The organism is Paenibacillus sp. VTT E-133280 (assembly GCF_002264385.1).
In the GTDB taxonomy this organism is placed as follows: Bacteria; Bacillota; Bacilli; order Paenibacillales; family Paenibacillaceae; genus Paenibacillus_AQ; species Paenibacillus_AQ nitricinens.
Map to the genome: position 1 here is coordinate 96,183 of NZ_NFUX01000007.1, position 19,266 is coordinate 115,448.

Sequence of the window (19,266 nt, forward strand, 5' to 3'; positions counted from 1 at the left end):
CTCCCAACGGAAAAATGAAAAGCAGATTCATGCCACGACTAGCGGGTGGTGGAATCGCTGCGATTCTGTTGCTGCTGTTGCTGCTGTCGCTGCTGGGCCAGCATACGGTGCATTCGACGGGATATGTCGTGTGCCGCATCCTTCATCACCGTCAGCTCGGCGCGAATATGCTGCGGCTCCAACTCCTTGAGCCGTTCGTGAACCCGGCCGAAGCGGAAAGTAGCCGTCTCGACGCCGAACTTTTTGCAAAGCATATACGCAGCACAGTAAGCTTGAAAATTGTAATGTGAACGGCTGTAGTCGTTATGGCCGCGATCAATCTCCGCATGCGCCAGCTCCTGTGCGAGCGCCCGAAAAATGTCACCAGCCCCAAGTCCGCGACGTATCACGATGCTTCGCGTATCCGGCTGATAAAGCGCATGAACCTCCGCAGGCAAGCTATCTCCAATCGTAATCGGAATAGGTGACCGGTCCATCAATGCCTTGATGCGCGTGCGGTCATCCGGGTAGATCGGCGATTCCTTTTTCGGTGCGGTTGTTTGCGCAACATCGAACATCTTCTTGGGGTTGTAGCTGATTGCGGTACTCCCATCTTCCCGCTTGTATTCCTCGCCTGGCTCCAAGATGTAGAGGCCGGTTTCCTTGCGACGGATATAGACGCCTTGTTCTTTCCAGCTATCAAAATCAGCAATGCGAGTGGCATCCGGGCGCTGCGCGAGAATAAGCAGCGCATTCGCGACGCTGTAGAGATCAAAACGGCTTTGTACGTCCAGATAATGCTGAAATTGTTCGCCGTTTTGCGCAATGTCGGCTGTGGCAGTATCAATCGTCTCATACGTCCACTGCCGCAGTTCTTGCTTTTTTTGCGCCCATGCTTCTTTGTCGAACGGCTGCTCACGCTGACCGGAGGCCGTCGTGACTTGGGGCTGGAATAACTCGTCCAGTTCGCTCATTTCGATTTCCCTCGCTTTCGACTCCCGGCCATCGGAACGGATGCTTTACTGCCGGACGCCGACTTCCCGCGATCTCTGCGCTTAGGCAACGACGGTTCCTGCACCTGCTTCCGCCGTCTGCTCTCTGCCGCCCGGTTTTCCTCCCGAATTTCACGCAGCAATTGGCGGACGGACACTTTTTCCTTCGGCTTTTCAGGGTCAATCGTAACCCTTTCGTATGCCGCGCTGCGCTCGGAGGTAGGCGCGGACGGAGAGGATGGTTCCGTTGTCCTCTCCTCCTGTGTCGGCGGGAGGGGAAGCGGACGCTCCGGTTCCGTTCGCTCGACCTCCCACGCCTCGGCCGCCGGTTGATTGGCTCCCTGCTGCACGTTTACCGGCTGAACCTCCGCCGCCGGCTCGGGCTTTCCCAACAGATCGTCCAAAAAATCCTCACTGACTGCCGCGCCCTCGTTTGAAGCTGGAGGCTCGCTGGTTCCTTCTTCGGGTGTTACGGCATGTTGCTCTGGTGGTTGCGCCGCTCCTTTACGCTCGTCCGACTGCTTCTCGCTGCGGGACTTCACAATCTCCTGCTTGATGCTGGCCGTATCTACGGTCGCCAGCTTGAAGCGTTCAACGATTCGGTTGATCTTGGACGCATCCTCGGCCCGCACCATGACATCGCAAAGCCCGTCCACATTTTTCTTGTCACGCAGCGCGCAATAGAGGACACCGTACCGCTTCGCTTCTTTGCAAAAAGTCGGCAAGTCTTCATTTCGTACTGCAAACACCTTCAGCTCCTTGCCGCTGCGCAGCAAGCTTTCCAGGCGAATGCGGCCTCTTGTTCGTTTTTGCCCTTGCAGGGCGGCGAACAAATAAACGGCCAGATGCTTCGCGCCTTCGCCGGAGATTTTCGCCATGACCTCAATGCCACGAAGACTCATGCTGACGACCTGATCGGCCGCTTCGGTTCCGCTGCTCATGGACATTGGCCTCCCTTCGTGTCGATTGGTCTTCCTCGTTACGTTGCAGCTTGTTTGCCAGTTCGTTGGATCGGGCAAGAATGCCCGTACAAAGCCTCACCTCCTTTCGGAGCTTCGCAAGCTGACGGGAAAGTTCGGCAATTTGCGACTTGTACGATTCGATTTGCTCAGGATGCTGGCAGCGGCGAAGCCGGTTGTACAGCATTTTGCGGGAGCCGTATCCTTGCCGCAATTCTGTTTGCAGCTCAGCGTGGTAAGCCAACAATTGTGCTTTGCTGGAAATGCCGTGACGACACAGCAGCCTGGTCTGCTCCGTAATGGCCGTCAGATGCCGCAAGTCTTCGCGCAATAAAAAAGACGTCCGTTTGAAGGACGCGCGGGAATGGGGCAGAATCCCCATCTTGAATAGGTAACGCAGATACAAGGCTTGCAGACCGCTAAATCTACGTCCGATGTGCAGGGTTCTGCGAACGATGACGGCTCGCCTGCGCCGCGGCAACGGCAACGGTGGCTGACGCTGCGGTAACTGGTTTTGCAGAATACGCTCTTTTATCGCAGACTCCGTGTATTCGTCGCCAAGACTGCGCAATCGAACAAACCGCTCTTTGCCCGGCGGGCGTACCGCCAAATGCTTGACGTTCGACTTCATTTCATAACCCTGCTTCTGAAGGATCGCGAAGAATTGCGTCATCGTCATGGCAGCGGCGATAGCGGCGGCGATGTCCTCGCGAATCAAGCCGCGCCAGGTCGGTTTGTTTTCCTGTTCCGCTCGCCACTCGCCGTAATGCTTGGCCTTGCCCGGTTCCGGCTGCTCGATGACCGATAAGGTATGCTCCCGGCAAAGTCGATCGGATGTTTGCCGCATCAGCGCGTAAGAGGCTTTGTTATCGTAATAGCGTTTACCATCCAGAAACGACACCGAGTTTAAGACGAAGTGATTGTGCAAATGCTCCTTGTCCAAATGGGTTGATACCACGACTTCAAAGCGTTCCCCCCATAGCTCCCGCGCCAGTTTGACGCCAATGGCATGTGCCATTTCCGGCGTCGTTTCGCCCGGTGCAAACGCCTGGTACCCGTGAAAAGCTACAATGCCATCGGTCTTTTGATATTGTCGTTTGGTACGCTGCATTTGTTCGTAGGCGGTAAGAGGATCGCAATTGATTCCGCTCACGTAAAGCTGTTTTTCCGTTTTGGCATCCGCGCTGGTATAAGCGAGCACCTGCTGTAAATCATCCTGCGCTACACGCGCTTGATCGGTCTTATCAGGATTGGTGGCGTAATCCAGCACACGCTTGAGGCGGTCTGTAACGTCCCATATTGCGGTTGTCGCCATGTACGCTGTCCCCTTTACGGTGGATGTACGTTCGGATTTCCTTGCGGCTCGGTTCTTGGCTCAGGTGCTGTCACGGCTTGTTGAATCTGCTGGACAGCACGGCGTAAGTGGTCTGCTTCCTGCTGAAAAGACGCCCGATCCAAATGACCTGTCGCATGAGCCTTCGCTGCGAGTTGGTTAAGGTTATTGCCGATGGCATGAAGTTCGCGCATCATAGCGAAATAGTCCGTTGGCGGCATCGCCTTCGGGACATAGCCGTTAATCAAGGAGCGAATATAACCTTCCTGTGAAAGTCCCGATGTCTTCGCACTCGCTTGGAGTTTTGCGTTTTCAGTATGGTTCACCCATACCTGAATCCGAATCGCTCGTCTTCTCATCATGTTCACTTCTTTCTTCAAAGGAAATGGCCCGCATGAAATAGCTGAATGGTTTCTGCTGTTTCTGAAAAATACCGATCATTGTTGAACCTATATTCTTGATAAAACAGCGTGCTGTTGAGGTAGGGGTATTAGGGGTTTGCCCCTAACAAGCGAATTTGGGAGACCAAATTCAGTGCTTGCTGCAACACGAGACATTCGTCTCCCGTTGCCCTGAAAGAAACCTGCCGGGAAAAAGGAAAGGGCATCGACAAGACGAAATGCCGAGTAATGTTATCGAGTCAGTTCTTCACGTAGTTTTCTATAATTCCTAAGGTCGTCGTTAACGTCTTTCCTGACTGGCGGTTCATCGAAAATCTCGTAAGTTTGGCTAAGTAGTTGCTGAATCATGGATACTGCTGAGCGGCCCGGGTTGTCGTTGTCCAAATGAAGCACCAGGCGCTTTACTTCCGGGTAGCTTTGCAAATAGTCGGTGAGCGCAGCCGATGCAATACCTTCATCCTTTTTATCTTTTGGGCTGTATACCCCGGCCAGCGACAATTGATGTGACTGCCGCCAGTCCTTCCCGGAAATTGCCGTAAAACTACAGTATGATAACAGGTCAATTGCACTTTCAAATACGTGCAGTTCAGCGCTGTTTCCGTCGGCTGGTATAGCGAACGAATACCGTTTATCGCTGCCCGGCGCTTCACCCATATATCGAGTCTTCGTTGTCCCTCGTATCGCTGCGTAGCGCGGGGTACCCGCCAAATCAAATCCCACAAATACCGCATTATGATACATTCGGCTTTCGTAAAGTCGCCCCGAGTCGAGACAAAAGTCGATTACGTCGCGGGAAATGCCGCGTTTGCTAAGATAAGCAACGACGCGATTCGAAGTCTCATACGGTTCGGGAAGCTCCAACTGTGCGGGTGATAAATCCTGCTGAACGGCGCATGCAGTCGAAGGTATTTGGACAGGTGAATTTCCGTCAATTTGCAATACAGCATCGGGAAACGACAAACCCCGCACCTTAATGAGATAATCCAGCGCCGAGCGTCCGCCAATCCCTCTTGACCACCAGAACCACTTCCCGTTGGAGATCTTGAGGCTGTCGTGGGTTCGAGTCGAATAAGTATTGCGTGAGCACCGCACCAGTTCATAGGTCTCAAAACATTGCAGGTATGTGAGCAGGTCCAGCTGTTTTGCACGTTCGATTTGTTCTTTGGTGACATAACTCATCGTTCCATCCCCCGCTTTTTGGGGTATGGATAAGCTCTGCCTCTCTTCAACCCCGTAGCGCCATTCTTTTTCATGAATCCATCTAATTCGCCTTCGAAAACTTGACAAGTAACCCCTTTCGAATCACGAATGTAATAATATGTGTCGCCAAATCCATTCTTCCCCTTTGAAATCAATTCCAATGAGAGCACAGTTTCCCCCTCCTTAGTCAGGCTGCTTCCGTAACAAGTAGGTGGTAGAATCGGACAAAAGCATCCGCCGCTTGGGATGGCATACAACATTTGCGTTCCTCCAGAAATGCGAAAAGGACCCCAAAAGCCGGAGTCCGTTTCGTTTTTTAACGTTCCATTGCAGTTATCGCTCCCGGTTCGTAACCCGCCGTTCGGGTGCTTCAGGTTCCTCATCCGACACGCTGTCCACCGCTTCGTTTTCCCTTTTATCCATGTTCAGCAAAGCATTCAGTTCCGCTAACCGCGCAGACTTGGTTTGCAGTTCCTGTTCCTGTTTGAACGGAGCCTCGATCTGCTCCTTTGCTGTTGCCATTTGCTGCTTGAGTGTTCCGAGTTGGTCACGGCAATAAGCGAGCTTATTCGGCAAATCCGATAATGTATTGTTTATTCGAGTCATATTGCCACCAGCATCCGGTCCTAACGTAATCGTATGGCCCAATGTACCGCGCAGCGTCGCCTTGTATTCCTTCATGAAGCTATCAAAAGATAGCCATAAGGAAAAGCCCATGTAGCTGCCTGCTTCCTGCGGATCGGGAGAGGTCATGCCCTTGCAGGCTTCCAGCAGAGCTGTGCCTGCCGCAGTACGCTCCGAGTATGTGTAGTCTTTGATGGTCATACCGGGAAAACGGGAATCGTCGTTGCTATCCTTTTCCGATGCTTGAGCACGCATGAACAAGGCCACGTCCTGCTCATACCCAGCAATGCGTTCCTCCGTAGACTTGATTTGTTGCGGCAGCATTTTGAGCAGCCGATCCTCCAACGCATAACGCTGGCTTAGATGATTCGCCTTGAGTAGCTTTAGTTTGGATACCTGGATGTCGAGATCCATCTTTTCCTTGATGTACGGATTGCCGGTCGCCAGCGCTTTGACCTCGGCGTAGGAAAGTGCCGTCTCGTCGATATCTTCAGCAGAACGCACCGGCGATTTACTGGTCATGATCTGCGAGATGAACCGTTGCTTGTTTTCTAGCGTCTGATACAAATAAGCGTCGAACGTGTTCTCTGTTACATAACGGTAGATGTGAACCTCGCTGTTCTGATTGCCTTGGCGGATAATCCGTCCACTACGCTGCTCGAGGTCGCGCGGACGCCATGGACAGTCCAGGTCGTGCAGCGCAATCAGCTTCGTTTGTACGTTCGTCCCTGCGCCCATTTTGAAGGTCGATCCAAGCAGAACCCGAATCTGCCCCGATCGTACTTTAGCAAACAGTTCCTTCTTCTTCACCTCCGTGTTGGCCTCATGAATGAAGGCGATCTCCTCAGATGGAACGCCTTTCTCTGTCATTTTGCGCCGTAGCTCGTCGTACACGTTAAACGAGCCGTCCTGTTTCGGAATGGATAAATCGCAAAAGACCAGTTGCGAGAGTCGCTGCTCCTGGCTGTCTGCCCATTGCCGATAGACGTTATCCGCACAGGCGCTTACCTTGCTGCCTTCGTCATCGGGAAGCATTGCGTTTGTAAGCCGTTGATCGAGGGCCAGCTTCCGTCCGTCGTTGGTGATCTTGAGCATGTTGTCTTCGTTCGGTTCTACTTGCTTCGCTCGGACCTGCTCGGCGCGATGAGCAAGTTCAGAAACCATCTCGCGCTGAAATTCACTTGGCGGCACAGCGACGTTGTGGAAGTGGGCTTTCGGAACCGGAAGTTGAAGCATATCCGCCGTCTGAATGTCCGCCACTTCCTTAAAGACGTTCATTAGCTCCGGTAAATTGTAAAAACGGGCAAACCGGGTTTTCGCCCGATAGCCCGTTCCTTCCGGTGCAAGCTCAATCGCCGTGACCGTCTCCCCAAATGTTGAAGCCCATGCATCAAAATGCTGCAAGCCTTGCCCTCGCAGCCGCTCGTATTGCAAGTAGCGCTGCATCGTATACATCTCAGTGATGGAGTTGGAGATCGGCGTACCCGTGGCAAAAATAATGCCCCTGCCCTCGGTCAATTCGTCAAGATAACGACACTTGGCAAACATGTCCGACGATTTTTGCGCCTCCGTCTGCGACAGTCCAGCGACGTTGCGCATTTTCGTGTAAAGAAACAGATTTTTATACGAGTCCGCTTCATCAACGAACAAGCGATCGATGCCGAGTTCCTCAAAGGTGACCACATCATCCTTACGGCTCGTGTCATTCAGTTTCTCCAGCTTGACCTGCAGCGTCTTCTTGGTTTTTTCCAACTGCTTGATGGCGTACCGCTCGCCTTTGGCTTCCTTTAGCTCACGGATACCGCTTGTAATCTCGGCAATTTGCTCGAACAATTGCTGCCGCTGGCGCTCCGTCGAGATCGGAATTTTTTCAAACTGCGAGTGGCCAATAATAATGGCATCGTAATCGCCGGTAGCGATCCGAGCGCAAAACGTCTTCCGGTTCTTTGTTTCAAAGTCCTTTTTGGTCGCGACCAGCACATTCGCGGAAGGATAAAGCTGCAAAAACTCTGCCGCCCATTGCTCGGTCAGATGATTGGGTACGACCAGCATGCTTTTACTGCATAAGCCTAGATGCTTGCTTTCCATCGCTGCGGCGGTCATCGCAAAGGTTTTGCCCGCGCCAACGCAATGGGCGAACAAGGAATTGCCGCCGTAGAGTGTTCGGGCAACTGCGTTGACCTGATGCTGCCTCAACCGAATTTCCGGGTTCATCCCGGTGAAGCGAATATGACTTCCATCATATTCGCGAGGACGGATGGAATTGAACCGATCATTGTACAATCGCGTGAGCTGCTCCCGGCGCTGCGGATCTTGCCATATCCAGTCCCGAAACGCTTCCTTCATAGCTTCCTGCTTTTGCTGTGCAATAGCCGTTTCCTGCTTGTTCAGTACGCGCTTTTCTACACCATTCTCAACGGCCGTATCGAAAATCCGCACATCCCGGAGATTCAGCGTGTCTTCGAGAATTTTGTACGCATTGATGCGATTCGTACCGAAAGTGACATTGGCCTTGATATTGCTACTGCGGTCATCGCTTTTGCCCTTGACGTTCCAGGCTGCTGTGTAGCCGGAATACATCACGTTGATGTAGGACTGGTACATGTACGGAGTATCTACCAGCTCAAAAATGAATGCCCGAATAACTTCCGGCGGCAGCCAGGTTGCGCCTAGCCGAACATCAATTTCCGAGGCATCCAAATCCTTTGGTTGCACACTTTCCAGCGCATTGACGTTTTCACTGTAACGGTCAGCTTCATAAGCGACGAATTGTTTGGCAACGCGCAGCTTTTCACGGACATTGCCAGATAGGTACGCATCTGCTGTTTCGTAAATCGGTTGACCTTCTGCGTCCAGACTTTCAGGATTCGGGAAGATCACTCCGCGAAGCTCCTGCACAAGCTGTTCCTGTGTGAGCTCGGTCAACTCTGCCATATATGTCAGATCAACGCGAGCTTTCGTACCTATGGAAACTGCCAACGCCTCTGAAGCCGTATCCACCTGGTTAATGTTGGTTCGTTGCCGAATGGTACGCTTCGTGAACATATCTGCCTTGCGCAGCAACCGTCCATCCTCATCTATGACCTCCAGTGAACATAGAAGGAAGTACGAGCTGTCATCCGAAAAGGCGAGGCTATTGGCACGACTGTTAATCAGGCCGTATTGTGCAGTGAATCGTTCATATTGCGTGTTCAGCTTACGTTGCTGTTCTTGAATCATCTCGTCGCTGTAATCCTCGGTCTGATATTCAATGAGCTCACGAACCGTGTCTCGAAGCTGTATCATGCCCTTGATGCGGCCCGCCGCAGTGGTCGAGGTTTCAACCGGTCGCATTCGGCTGTTTTCCCGAAAATAGACGCGTCCTTCGACCAACGCAAAGCTAAAATTTCGAACGGACGGATCGGCAGGCAAGGAGGGTTCCTCCTCCTCAGGCTGATCGTCACGTTCCAGCTCCACCCATTCGGCGTGAATATTGGCGAGTGCTTCGCCAAGCAGCTCCTCCAAAGAAGCGTCGGGATCGGGCCGACAAGTTGTCTCCTGCTGATTGCCGTACATCCGGCCGTCAAAGGCCATCGTGCCAAGCACCATATCCGGGCGGGCAGCAAAGTAGCTATTCACCGGTACGCCATCACTCGTAACGCCGAGCGAGAGCCATTCCTCCGATTGCTCGCTTACCGCCATCATGCGATCCCGTTTTTGCAAAAACAAAATGTCAGCAGTCACTTCGGTTCCAGCATTCGCGAGAAACGCATTGCTCGGCAGGCGCACCGCGCCGAGCAGCGCGGCTCGCTCCGCGATGTATTTGCGGACGGCTGGGTTTTGCTTGTCCATTGTGCCTTTCGACGTGATGAAGGCGACAATGCCGCCCGGACGAACCTTATCCAGCGTCTTCGCAAAGAAGTAGTCGTGAATCAGAAACTTGTGTTTATCGTATTTTTTGTCAGCGACACCGTAGCCGCCGAACGGGATGTTCCCAACCGCAAGGTCGAAAAAGCTGTCCGGCAAATTCGTCTGTTCGTAGCCACTAACCACAATCGATGCCTGCGGATAAAGCTGCTTGGCAATACGCCCCGTAATGCTGTCTAGCTCCACGCCAAATAGCCGCGAATCTTGGAACGTTTCCGGCACGAGCCCGAAGAAATTACCGATACCACAAGACGGCTCCAAAATATTACCGCTGCGAAAGCCCATCCCCTCCAGGCATTCGTACATCGCCTTAATGACAGTCGGAGAGGTGTAATGGGCATTTAATGTGGAGGCACGCGCAGACGCATACGCCTCCGGGTCCAGCAACTCTTGCAGCCCCGAATATTCTGCACCCCATTGCGAATTCGCATCATCAAACGCCTGTGGAACCCCGCCCCAGCCTACATAACGGGCCAACACGCTCTGCTCGTCCGCTGTCGCCTGACGGTTATCCTTCTCGATTTGCCCGAGCAGACGGATTGCTTCAACATTCCATTTGTACTTGGTTTTCGCACCGCCATGTCCCAATTCGTTATCTAAAATGCGATAGTTGTTAACCGGAGCCAAGTCGCGCCGAAGCTCGGGGACAGCGGCAGGAAGAGCGGGAACCTCGCCCTTATCCGTTGATCGTTCCGCTTGCTCCGGTTCGTCCACCGGCTCCGTATCCCATTCGGCTTCTTCCGACACCATTTCCCGCTGACCAGAAATCAGATGATCGTTCAGCGGATTCTCACGCAGCATGCGTTCAAAATCCCGGCGATTCATTTCCTGTAGGAACAACGGAAATTGAATGTCCTGCAGTACAACCTTTCGCGACTCCAATTGCACAATTTCGTGTTCATCCGCACCGATTAAGATTCTACTACCTTCGGTATAGGCATAGTGCGCATGTACCCGATCCAGCGGCTTCGTTTGCTCTGCTTCATCTAGCTGTGATTCATCCAACTGCCCTTCGGATAGCGGCTCATTGTTCCTCATCCTTTCCGACTCTCGTTGTCTGCGCCGCTCCTCCTGCTGCTCCGCATAGGCGGGCAGTCGTTCTTTTTCCTGACGGTTCAGGTAGCGACCTGCGGCTATCAACTCGCCAATACGCTTCTGCACCTTGATCCACGGCAACACCATCTGAACATCGGGGTTCATAATGGAACCGCGTGTCAGCGTAATTCCCTTACTATCGTGATTTTCATGAATATCGGTGCCGGTCAGAGCAGGGAGACGCCCACCTGTGCCATACTCCTGTTTCAAAAAGTCCGCGTTTTCTTTCGCAGATAACGACTGCTCGATAAAGAGCGCAATGCGAAGCTTACCGTTCTCAATGCCACTTCCACCTTGCAGAATGGCATCGATCACCGCTTGTGGCAATGAAAAAGCGGAGGCACGTTCGCTTTCCGCTTGTTCCATCCATATGGTTTGTTGCTGAATGGAGGGCAGCGACCTTCGAGCCGGATCAAACTCGTTAAGGATAATCATGCTGGCGATATGCCCGACGATGACACCCCAATCGTAAAAGCTCTGCGACGTGCGCTCATCCGCCGTACCTGACCAAAGATGTAGTACATTCTGGTACGGTTCAAACCCAGCTTCTACACCTTCCTCTAGCGATAACTCCGTTACGCCTAGAGGAAACAAGCTGCGTACATATAAGGTTCGTTCGTGATTCTCCGCCTGCCCTTCGAAAAAAGCCTCGATCTCTGCCTTACTCTCCGACAGCGGCGCGGCACGAAGCATATTATTGATCGTTGCCGAGTCATGAAAAAACGGAAGACTCCTGTCCTCCGTTGAGCGGTCATACCAGATTAACGATAGATCAGTTCCATGAGAATCAGTTCCTCCGCCTGTTGTTTCAGGCTGTTCATGTGACCCGTCCAGCCCATCGGATCGGTCGCCTTGTCCGGGGCTGGGTTCTGCCGGGTCATCTCCTGCATCATCAGGTCCATCTGCTCCCTCGCTGCGTTGTCGATGTCCGCCAGATGCGGAGTCAACTGCTCCGACAGCATCAGATGGGCGTAGGTTCCCTTCCGTTGTTCCCTGAGAAACGTCTTGCGCAACATCCCATATTTCCCGATGCTCATGGTTTCGGGTTTCTCCAGGTCGGGCAGCAGATATTCCCCGCTCTCCGTGTAGGTCAGTTCCATGCGCGATCACCCTTTCGCTTGTATTGGCTTCATTGTGCGGCAAGGTATCTGAACGTGCAACTGTATGAAATTCTGAACGCTCACTTGTTCTCTGCTCATCACGGTGTTTCGCCCGAACGGTGGATTCAATCTCGCGCAGCATCGTTTCCGCTACGTCGCTGATCGCCGCGCCCAAATGAGACAGCGAAGGAAGCGTATTGAAGTAACTGACGCCGGACAGATCGTCAACGCTGATATAATGAGACGGATCCAGACCACAGCGTGTCAACGCCATAAAAGCGACCGCATGCTGGGCAGCTTCTCTGAACAGCAGCTCCACATGCGGCACATCCAGTTCTTCCAGTATGCTGTTGTCTCGGTCGTTCAGTAGCATCCGAACGTAATCGGCGCTATGATCCTCCACCGCGTTACGGGCAGCGGACAACAACGTGTCAGCCAATTCCATCCGCTGTCCCGATTCACTGCCAAACGCATTTTCCAGCGTTTCAATGACAGCCTCCGCATCTGCTTCCTCTATACGCCATAGGGAAACGGATTGCCTTGTTCGGCTCTGCGTATCGGACACATCGAAGACATGACGCAGTCCAAACTGACTGCCCCGATCTTCAATGAGCGCGATGCCTTTTGCACCGCGCTTAACCCAGCGGTCTAATCGCTTGTTCCAAACTTCAATCGCCGCGCAAGCTGTCGCATCTGGACGCTGCGCGTAGATCAATAGCTGATCCTGAAACGGATACTTGTAGTTCCAAGCCGCCGCCCGTAAAAAATCTGCCCATCGTTCGGGGTGATTCGAAACCGCACGGGCCGTACTAGCGGCAAGCTCTGCCATTCGCTGTAGCTTTGCTGTCAACGGTTGCACCTCCTCATACGAAGGTAATTTGGTTCGTCAATTGAATGCCTTCCTCCGAATAACGAGCAGTAATCCGAATGAATCCGTCCTCTTGTAAGCGGTGCAGGTTCCGACGTACAGCAGAAGAGGAAAGCCCCACCTCTGCAGCAAGCCGTCTGGACGAAAGCAATACGGTGCCATTTCGTCCGCCCGCACGGTCTAGCAAATAGCTGTACAGCAGCTTCGCAGCAGGGGGAATCGATACCTCGGCCAATAACCGATAACGGGCGAGATCATTCATAGACGTATATCCTCCTATCGTTCCGTCTCCGGCTTTTTCTTGGGTGGGGCGGAAATGGAAGGTTGCGCTCGAGTTTGTTCTATCAGGCTTTCAGGACGGGCATAACAATACAAGTAAAAGTTATAATCGCCGGCATGCGGAAAGCATCGCAAATAGTAACGATGTTTTGCTGTCTGTAAACAAAAACCATAGACATCGCTGTGCCGCGCATTTGGGAGACGAGCTGCTGGATGTTTCATACAAAAATCGTGCATGCCACTACGGTTTTGAAGCAGCCCCTGTTCCGACAACGCTTGAATGACCACTCCAAGCTCCTCCCGAAAGTCAGGAGTTCTTAACGATGAGATATGCTCGAACCAGGTCGCCCAGAATGCCTCCCCAGCTTTGCCGAAATCACCGCGAACATATCCGATACAATCGCGCTCTGTATCCTTCTCGATGGAGGCGGAATAAAAATAAACCTCATCCTCAGATGGGGCAATCGTCAGCTTCTCAATCATGATCTCTTCCTCCCAGATGGTAAGCTGTTATTAGTGGGTACCACCCGTACCAAAATCATCGTAGCTGGACAAATCCGCATGATAAAACACAACGTCACCATCCAACAGAGCGAACGCCGCCCCGTAAGGATCGACAAAGCTGCGCTGGTAGCCCTCCATCTGCCACTGATTGTCCAGCGGCGCATTTTTGTACTGCAGATGCGGATGACTGATATCCTTGTTGCGAATGGTTTCGATGTTGAAATTGACCACAATATAGCCATCCCGCAGGAAGATCGGCGCATTGTCGTCCAGTCGGTGGGTGCGTCCGTACTCGGCTAGATTCGTCCCGACTGGTACGGCATAAGGAGCAGCGGGAAGACTGTATTCGCCAAACCAGCGCTGCACCGAGGCATTGGCTCTCGCAGGATCAATACCGGACGGTACCTTCATGCTGCTGATAAACGTCCGAAGCTGCGAAGGCAACAACATCGCATCGTAACCACCCACATAAATCTGTTTTTGCTCGGCATCCTTCATAGCTTGCTGAATATACGACGCCTGATTGCCTGAGGAGCCGTTCAGCTTCCAGAGCGAGCTGGCTGTGTTCGTTAGCTCCTGCTGCGACACATTACGAAGACGGGTATCCAGTATGAGGAGTCGCTTCTCGGTATCCTCTGATGAGCCAATCCGAATAAACCGCCTGTTGCCTGAATGGTAGTAGAGATCCACCTGCTGCCGGTTCTTGCCTTGCTTGTCGACAAAATAAAAGGTCGGCGAAATCTTCACGCCGTCGCCCGCGCCGAACATATTGCCAATCGTTTTGACTTCAAATTTGAAGTGATAGCCCGTTTTGACCACGATATTTTTCTTACCGATTTCCGGATGACTGCCCGGTCGGATCGGCAGCACGAATGGAGCGGTATTGCCGCGCAGCGCGCCGTCGATCCCTTTGGTGCCCACCCAATAGCTGTTTCCGGTCGGCACTGCGCTACCCTTCGCCGTCCGGAACACCGTTTCCCAATTGAAGTCGGCAATATCGGTAATCCGGAAGTCGAACAATCGGCCAATCACCTCGATCGGCACGGCCTGTGTCGCTACATGGTTCGCCAAGTCCAGGTTGGCGTTAGGTTGCGACATAAAGGAGGACGGGCTGTTCTCGGCAAACGTGCGGAACAACACGTCGTAGTTCCCTTCATCAACCCACACGGGCAAATAAAAAGTCGTTTGAAGCTGTCCTACCGGAATGGATACCCATGTTTCCTTTGGAATCAACGTTGCGTGATCGGCCTTATATACATCAAACGGGAACCTTACTTGCTTGTCCCGTATATACTTGGCATAGTCCCGGTTGCCATAGCCGGTGATGTCCCGGTGCGGCCCATTTGTTGGAATGGTAACCGTGAAAGGGCGATCCAGAATCAGCGCCGAACGTCCTGCTGTCGGCACCGTTTTCTGATTGTGCGCCTGATCGTCGGATACAGTCGCCAGATTGACGACAGGCGTATGCACCGTTACCGGATTGATGCCACTGATCGGGAAGCTCTGGTTCGAACCACCGCCGATGCCCTTAACCAGCGTGTAATCAATCGTGCCTGCGCTTGGCTGGCTTGGCTTATTCATCTTGCTCGGGTCAATGACAAAACCCGAACCGTACAATACATTCTGCCCGATCATGGGAGAAGCAGGAATGGCCCCGGGCGCGGGTGCCGTTTCCTCGACAACGCGATTGTCCATGATCGTTTGCCCATTAAACACGACCGTATCATTTTTCACCTTGATTTTGCCGATTGCTTTTTCGGCTTCCGATGTCCAGTTCTCCGTCGGAACGGAGGGGCGACTCGAACCACCATTCACCGTTTGACCGGAAAGCACAACGTTGCGATATACCGGGTCGGTAATATGGTACGTGACGGCTGCATCATGTGAAGCGGAAACAGATGGCGGTGTGTAGCCATTCGCTTGCAGCGTCACTGAACCGGAAGGCAACGCATAGTTGGTAACCGTCGCTTTTTGTAAGCCGTACACTTCCAGATGGTCCACCAGCCAATAGTTGTATTTCCGTTCCACGCTATAGTTCTGAGTTACGGTTTGTGTGTCAGATCGAGGTACAGGAATCGTGGTCGAAAATCCTGCGCTATCCGGCGGGCCAGGAACATACTCTGTCCATCGCAGCGTGTATGTGCGACTAACCGTTATCGGATATGTTTTTGCTCCATTGACTTCAGTAAACGTATTTCGATACAGATACGCTTTGGCGCTTGCATTGACATAAAGGCTCTCCGAGGTAGGGATGCCCTTCAACACGTCGAAGCGTTCTGCGCCGCGCGAATCCGCCTTGATGACGGCCGTTGCCGTGGCATCCATCGCTTCGGCCTGTCGTACATCGCCCGACTGCGGAGGATTGTCGCCGTCGCCAATTCGAACGGTATGATCCGCAGTTGAATCGCCCGTATTTCCGTCCACATCCGTTGCAACGACTGTTATTTTTACGGTGACGCTGGAACCAGATAGCGGAATGCGGATCGGTACCGTCTTGCTGGCGGATGTGCCGCTGAGTGTCCCGGTTTTATCGCTTGCTGTCGCCAACGTCGCTTTTTCGATGCGGGTGATCTCGTAAGACTTGAGCGGTCTTTGCGACTTAACCTCAAAGCTAAACGTTCCATCGACGCTCGTTTGTGAAGATGTAGCCTGGGTCGGTCCATTGATACGGGACGTTACCGTGACCGGAGACGGCACCTTGTAAATCCCGACAAAGTTGGAGCCGCCAGAGCCTACCAGAATGGAGCGCTCGCGCAGCTTCGCGTCTCCTTTCTCCTGTATGAACTGCTTCTCGTCAGGCTTGCTGTTGTTCGTAATATAGGAGCGGATGATCTCATATGTTTGTCCGTTTTGTGTGATGCTCGCCTCGAAGGTGTGATTCGCTTCATCTCCAGTAGCAAATTCACCTTTATCGACTTCTTTCAGCTTGGTGCCGTCTTCCTTCTGATAGATCGCCTTCACCGGATTATGTTCGGCGTATTCGGCAATCGCGTCCGTTCCGCCAAGCGCCACCGTGAAGCTCCGCGTTTGCACCTTGGGGTTCGTCTCAGGATTTTCTTGCAAATAGTCCTTTTTCGTTAAATCTTTCTTAGGCGACAAGTAGGAGCGGACGATACTGTACGTTTTCCCGTTATCCTCAATCGTCGCAGGAAACTCGTGATTGATCGTCTCGCCGACTTTGTAGTCACCCTTATGAAAGGTGACATCCGGCTGCTGAATGGTCGTTCCGCTTACCGTTTTCACGACGACATCGACGGGAAAATTCGCACTGCGATACGGAACGTGAATCCCAAAGTAATCATCCAGATCATCCGCGTGTGCCCAAGGTTCCGCGTTTTTGATCTCGTTTAGCGTGTAAAACGGACCTTTACGCACGTTCCCATTGCCATCAATGGACACCATGATGGCGTACAGGTACAAGTCGTCGTTGTCCTTGATGTCGCCCATGCCCGCTTGCCACATGCCGTCCGTTACTACATCTTCACTGACTTCGTAGAAGGTCGTGACTGGTTCGCCGGGAATTGGGGGACTTGGGTATTGATCAATTTGACGCACTTGTTGATCCAAGAACGAAGCATGCTTGCCGCTACGCGGATCACCACACTGTTTGGGAGATGTGCTCGTGCAGAGTTGGTCACGCCCCACTGTCCAGCCGACCGTCCTATAACGGATTGACGAAGTTGCTGCTGTACTCGTGATCTTGAATTTAATAGAGCCAAATTCAGTCTTGACGTCGGGAGCAGATGCGGACACTAAAATTGGAAAGAAACCGAATAAAAAAGAGCATGCCAGCAGCACGCTCAACGTCTTTCGGACAATATTGATTTTGGTCATCTATTCCGAAACCGCCTTTCGGATTACATGATTGTAGAATAAACTTGCTCCTGGACTCACTTTGAGTGTACTCCCCCAATCTCCGCCTACGTTGGTGGAAAGGGCAATGTCTGTGTACCCTTCGTACCAAACTCCTTTTTCAAGTACCTGTTTTTTGGGGAACCATTCATCATAGAGCAAGTCCTTGCTTTCCTTATAAGAGACAAACTTAATCCTGAACTTGGAACGTACAAAATTGTCTCCAAACCCATCCTTGTAGATCATAGAAGGCTCAGGATCTAGGTAGCCTTCAATCTGGATTTTATTCTCTTTGACCCATTCCACATACCGCTGGATATATTTTAATTCCGAATTGGAACTTTGAACTTTGGTAGCAAAAACTGCCTGCACCCACGCATCGTCAATCGTATTGTAGTCAACGTTTAGCCAGAGTGCGCCGAATGTTTTGAGCCGCCCCATCCAGATGCCTACATTATGCTTATTGAACTCAGGAATTGTTGAGTATAGAGCGGCAGATACCCTGCTATCCTTGGGATACGAATGCGGATAGTCCATCTCATACATTTCGTTCGGAACATCTGCAAGAATGTACGGATAATCGCTCGCATTCCTCGGCAGATTGGTCGTACGAATCAAGCGGCCCCATTGGTCGGATTGCGCCGCGCTATCTTCACTCGTATGGATAAACACGGTGTCTGTCGGATTATCCCAATCCACCGTCGCGCCCAGCACTTCGCTAACGAAACGAAGCGGTACGAATGTCCGGCCACCGCTGAGAATGGCTTTCGTATCCAAAGTGACCGATTTACCATCTACTTGTACAACAGGCTCGTTTATCGTTAGCTTGATCGACTGCTCACCACGGGAAATCGGAACCGTCTGTGTTTTCGATTCCCAGCCGACTTTGGCTCCGAGCGATTCGGCGACAAAGCGCACCGGGACGAGCGTCCGTCCGTTCCCATCAATAAACGCCTGCGCGTCGGGAAACCAGATTTTTTTGCCGTCCATGACGACGCTGACAAAGGTTGGCTGTATGCTGGCCGCGCTTGCCGTCAAACCGAATAAACTTCCGAATAGTGCCACAATGAGGAGGGATACGAACCTTCTTTTCAAATGCCTCACTCCCTTGAGAAAATATGTGGGACTGGAAAAATCTGCTGTTGCCTATATCATAGTGCCGTTTCTGTTGCCTGTCCACTGTCCTCCGCAGGAAACAGGATCGCTCTTACTTCTTGCGTAATGCCCTTTTTCTCAGAACAACAACGATGATGACAAAAATCAGTAGCAAGCCCCCGCAGATGTAGGATGGGCGCAAGCCAAAGAAATCTTCATGAAGCGGGGAACCGTTCTCGCTGTCTACCTCAAAAGCTAATTCTTTCTGCTCTATACGATCGTCCAGCGTGGTCTTGACCTCCGCCACGTAAGAACCGGGAGAAAGCGGCCCGACTAACTCTGCCCAGTATTGTCCGACCGTGCCAGCGTATATGGAGCTAACGGTTGATTCCCGTTCAAACAGAAGCTCGCCGGGATCGTCCTGCCTTTTGATCCGCACCGTTAGCCCCGGTTCGGACAAACTGCCGCCTTCATTAACCAGCAAAATCGTTAGGCTCGCCTTTCCGTTCTCCAGCGTATATACGGCTGCATGCGGAATAGCTTCAGGATGCTTCGCTTCGTCCAGCTTGTAGTTGAGTACGACCCGCAGCCCGATTTTACGATCTGCCGATTCCCTCTCTCTTTGATGATCGTCGTAGACGCCGATGACGGACACGTACTGACCCGGCTTCACACTTTCAGGTATCTGCATGTCCATAGTAAAGCTTTGCGTCTCGCCAGCCTTCAGGGTAAACCTCTGATCCGGCGTTGTGTACCACGCAGCCGAACCGGTATCTGGGTCGCCCGGCAAGGTGAAATCGAAATCCGTGCTGCCGCCTAGCGCAGGCATGGCATCTGCCGCGTAGAGCAAGGCTGTTATTTCCTTATCCGTCGGGTTCGTGACATGAACCGTGCACGCTCGTTTATCGCCGGGGACAATGTTCTCGACATAAGCGCCCAACTCCGAATGGGTCCGGCCGCTATTCCCGCTGATGACCAATTGCTGCCCGTCCGAAGGGTTTGTAAATCCGGCAGCAATCCAAAAAGCGGTTGCCGCCAGCAATAGTCGGAACCACATAATCGCTAAACTCCTTTGCTTC

The 19,266-nt window shown here is 52.5% G+C and carries 12 protein-coding genes; all 12 read right to left on the bottom strand.

The window, feature by feature from the left end:
* Window positions 1-38: 38 nt before the first annotated feature.
* The 12 genes from CA600_RS05300 to CA600_RS05355 all read right to left on the bottom strand — a co-directional run bounded on the left by CA600_RS05300 (window position 39) and on the right by CA600_RS05355 (window position 19,244).
* Window positions 39-953 carry a hypothetical protein gene (locus tag CA600_RS05300; RefSeq protein WP_049868196.1) on the bottom strand — a complete coding sequence of 305 codons (915 nt, stop codon included), beginning with the start codon at window positions 951-953 and terminating at the stop codon, window positions 39-41.
* On the bottom strand, window positions 950-1,912 hold the full coding sequence (locus CA600_RS05305) for a PcfB family protein (protein ID WP_049868197.1): 963 nt from the start codon (window positions 1,910-1,912) through the stop codon (window positions 950-952). The genes CA600_RS05300 and CA600_RS05305 overlap by 4 nt, the downstream gene beginning before the upstream one ends.
* On the bottom strand, window positions 1,854-3,245 hold the full coding sequence (locus CA600_RS05310) for a relaxase/mobilization nuclease domain-containing protein (RefSeq protein ID WP_049868198.1): 1,392 nt from the start codon (window positions 3,243-3,245) through the stop codon (window positions 1,854-1,856). The genes CA600_RS05305 and CA600_RS05310 overlap by 59 nt, the downstream gene beginning before the upstream one ends.
* Window positions 3,246-3,259: 14 nt before the next feature.
* The gene (locus tag CA600_RS05315; RefSeq protein ID WP_256989739.1) at window positions 3,260-3,625 is read right to left on the bottom strand and encodes a plasmid mobilization protein; all 366 of its coding nucleotides are present in this window, start codon (window positions 3,623-3,625) and stop codon (window positions 3,260-3,262) included.
* A gap of 270 nt (window positions 3,626-3,895) precedes the next feature.
* A complete protein-coding gene (locus CA600_RS05320; RefSeq protein ID WP_094869232.1) occupies window positions 3,896-4,843 on the bottom strand; it encodes a DUF3991 and TOPRIM domain-containing protein in 948 nt (315 codons plus the stop codon).
* Window positions 4,840-5,124 carry a hypothetical protein gene (locus CA600_RS05325; protein ID WP_094869233.1) on the bottom strand — a complete coding sequence of 95 codons (285 nt, stop codon included), beginning with the start codon at window positions 5,122-5,124 and terminating at the stop codon, window positions 4,840-4,842. Before CA600_RS05325 ends, CA600_RS05320 begins: the two co-directional genes overlap by 4 nt.
* A 73-nt stretch (window positions 5,125-5,197) precedes the next feature.
* Window positions 5,198-12,439 (bottom strand): helicase-related protein, encoded by a 7,242-nt coding sequence (locus CA600_RS32080; protein WP_441339149.1) that lies wholly within the window; start codon window positions 12,437-12,439, stop codon window positions 5,198-5,200.
* Between the two features lie 13 nt (window positions 12,440-12,452).
* Window positions 12,453-12,719 (bottom strand): helix-turn-helix domain-containing protein, encoded by a 267-nt coding sequence (locus tag CA600_RS05335; protein WP_094869234.1) that lies wholly within the window; start codon window positions 12,717-12,719, stop codon window positions 12,453-12,455.
* A gap of 14 nt (window positions 12,720-12,733) precedes the next feature.
* Window positions 12,734-13,219: a hypothetical protein gene (locus tag CA600_RS05340; protein ID WP_094869235.1), complete on the bottom strand. Its 486-nt coding sequence runs from the start codon at window positions 13,217-13,219 to the stop codon at window positions 12,734-12,736.
* Between the two features lie 30 nt (window positions 13,220-13,249).
* Complete coding sequence (locus CA600_RS05345; protein ID WP_256989741.1) at window positions 13,250-17,074, bottom strand: DUF5704 domain-containing protein; 3,825 nt, start codon at window positions 17,072-17,074, stop codon at window positions 13,250-13,252.
* A complete protein-coding gene (locus CA600_RS05350) occupies window positions 17,075-18,187 on the bottom strand; it encodes a copper amine oxidase N-terminal domain-containing protein (protein WP_094869236.1) in 1,113 nt (370 codons plus the stop codon).
* A gap of 112 nt (window positions 18,188-18,299) precedes the next feature.
* Window positions 18,300-19,244 carry a DUF916 domain-containing protein gene (locus CA600_RS05355; RefSeq protein WP_094869237.1) on the bottom strand — a complete coding sequence of 315 codons (945 nt, stop codon included), beginning with the start codon at window positions 19,242-19,244 and terminating at the stop codon, window positions 18,300-18,302.
* Window positions 19,245-19,266: the final 22 nt, after the last annotated feature.

Excerpts from the sequence above, each read along its gene's own strand:
- CA600_RS05305 (WP_049868197.1), bottom strand. The coding sequence starts at position 1,912 with ATGAGCAGCGGAACCGAAGCGGCCGATCAGGTCGTCAGCATGAGTCTT.
- CA600_RS05335 (WP_094869234.1), bottom strand. The coding sequence starts at position 12,719 with ATGAATGATCTCGCCCGTTATCGGTTATTGGCCGAGGTATCGATTCCC.
- CA600_RS05340 (WP_094869235.1), bottom strand. The coding sequence starts at position 13,219 with ATGATTGAGAAGCTGACGATTGCCCCATCTGAGGATGAGGTTTATTTT.
- CA600_RS05355 (WP_094869237.1), bottom strand. The coding sequence starts at position 19,244 with ATGTGGTTCCGACTATTGCTGGCGGCAACCGCTTTTTGGATTGCTGCC.
- CA600_RS05300 (WP_049868196.1), bottom strand. The coding sequence starts at position 953 with ATGAGCGAACTGGACGAGTTATTCCAGCCCCAAGTCACGACGGCCTCC.
- CA600_RS05345 (WP_256989741.1), bottom strand. The coding sequence starts at position 17,074 with ATGACCAAAATCAATATTGTCCGAAAGACGTTGAGCGTGCTGCTGGCA.
- CA600_RS05315 (WP_256989739.1), bottom strand. The coding sequence starts at position 3,625 with ATGATGAGAAGACGAGCGATTCGGATTCAGGTATGGGTGAACCATACT.
- CA600_RS05320 (WP_094869232.1), bottom strand. The coding sequence starts at position 4,843 with ATGAGTTATGTCACCAAAGAACAAATCGAACGTGCAAAACAGCTGGAC.
- CA600_RS05310 (WP_049868198.1), bottom strand. The coding sequence starts at position 3,245 with ATGGCGACAACCGCAATATGGGACGTTACAGACCGCCTCAAGCGTGTG.
- CA600_RS05325 (WP_094869233.1), bottom strand. The coding sequence starts at position 5,124 with ATGTTGTATGCCATCCCAAGCGGCGGATGCTTTTGTCCGATTCTACCA.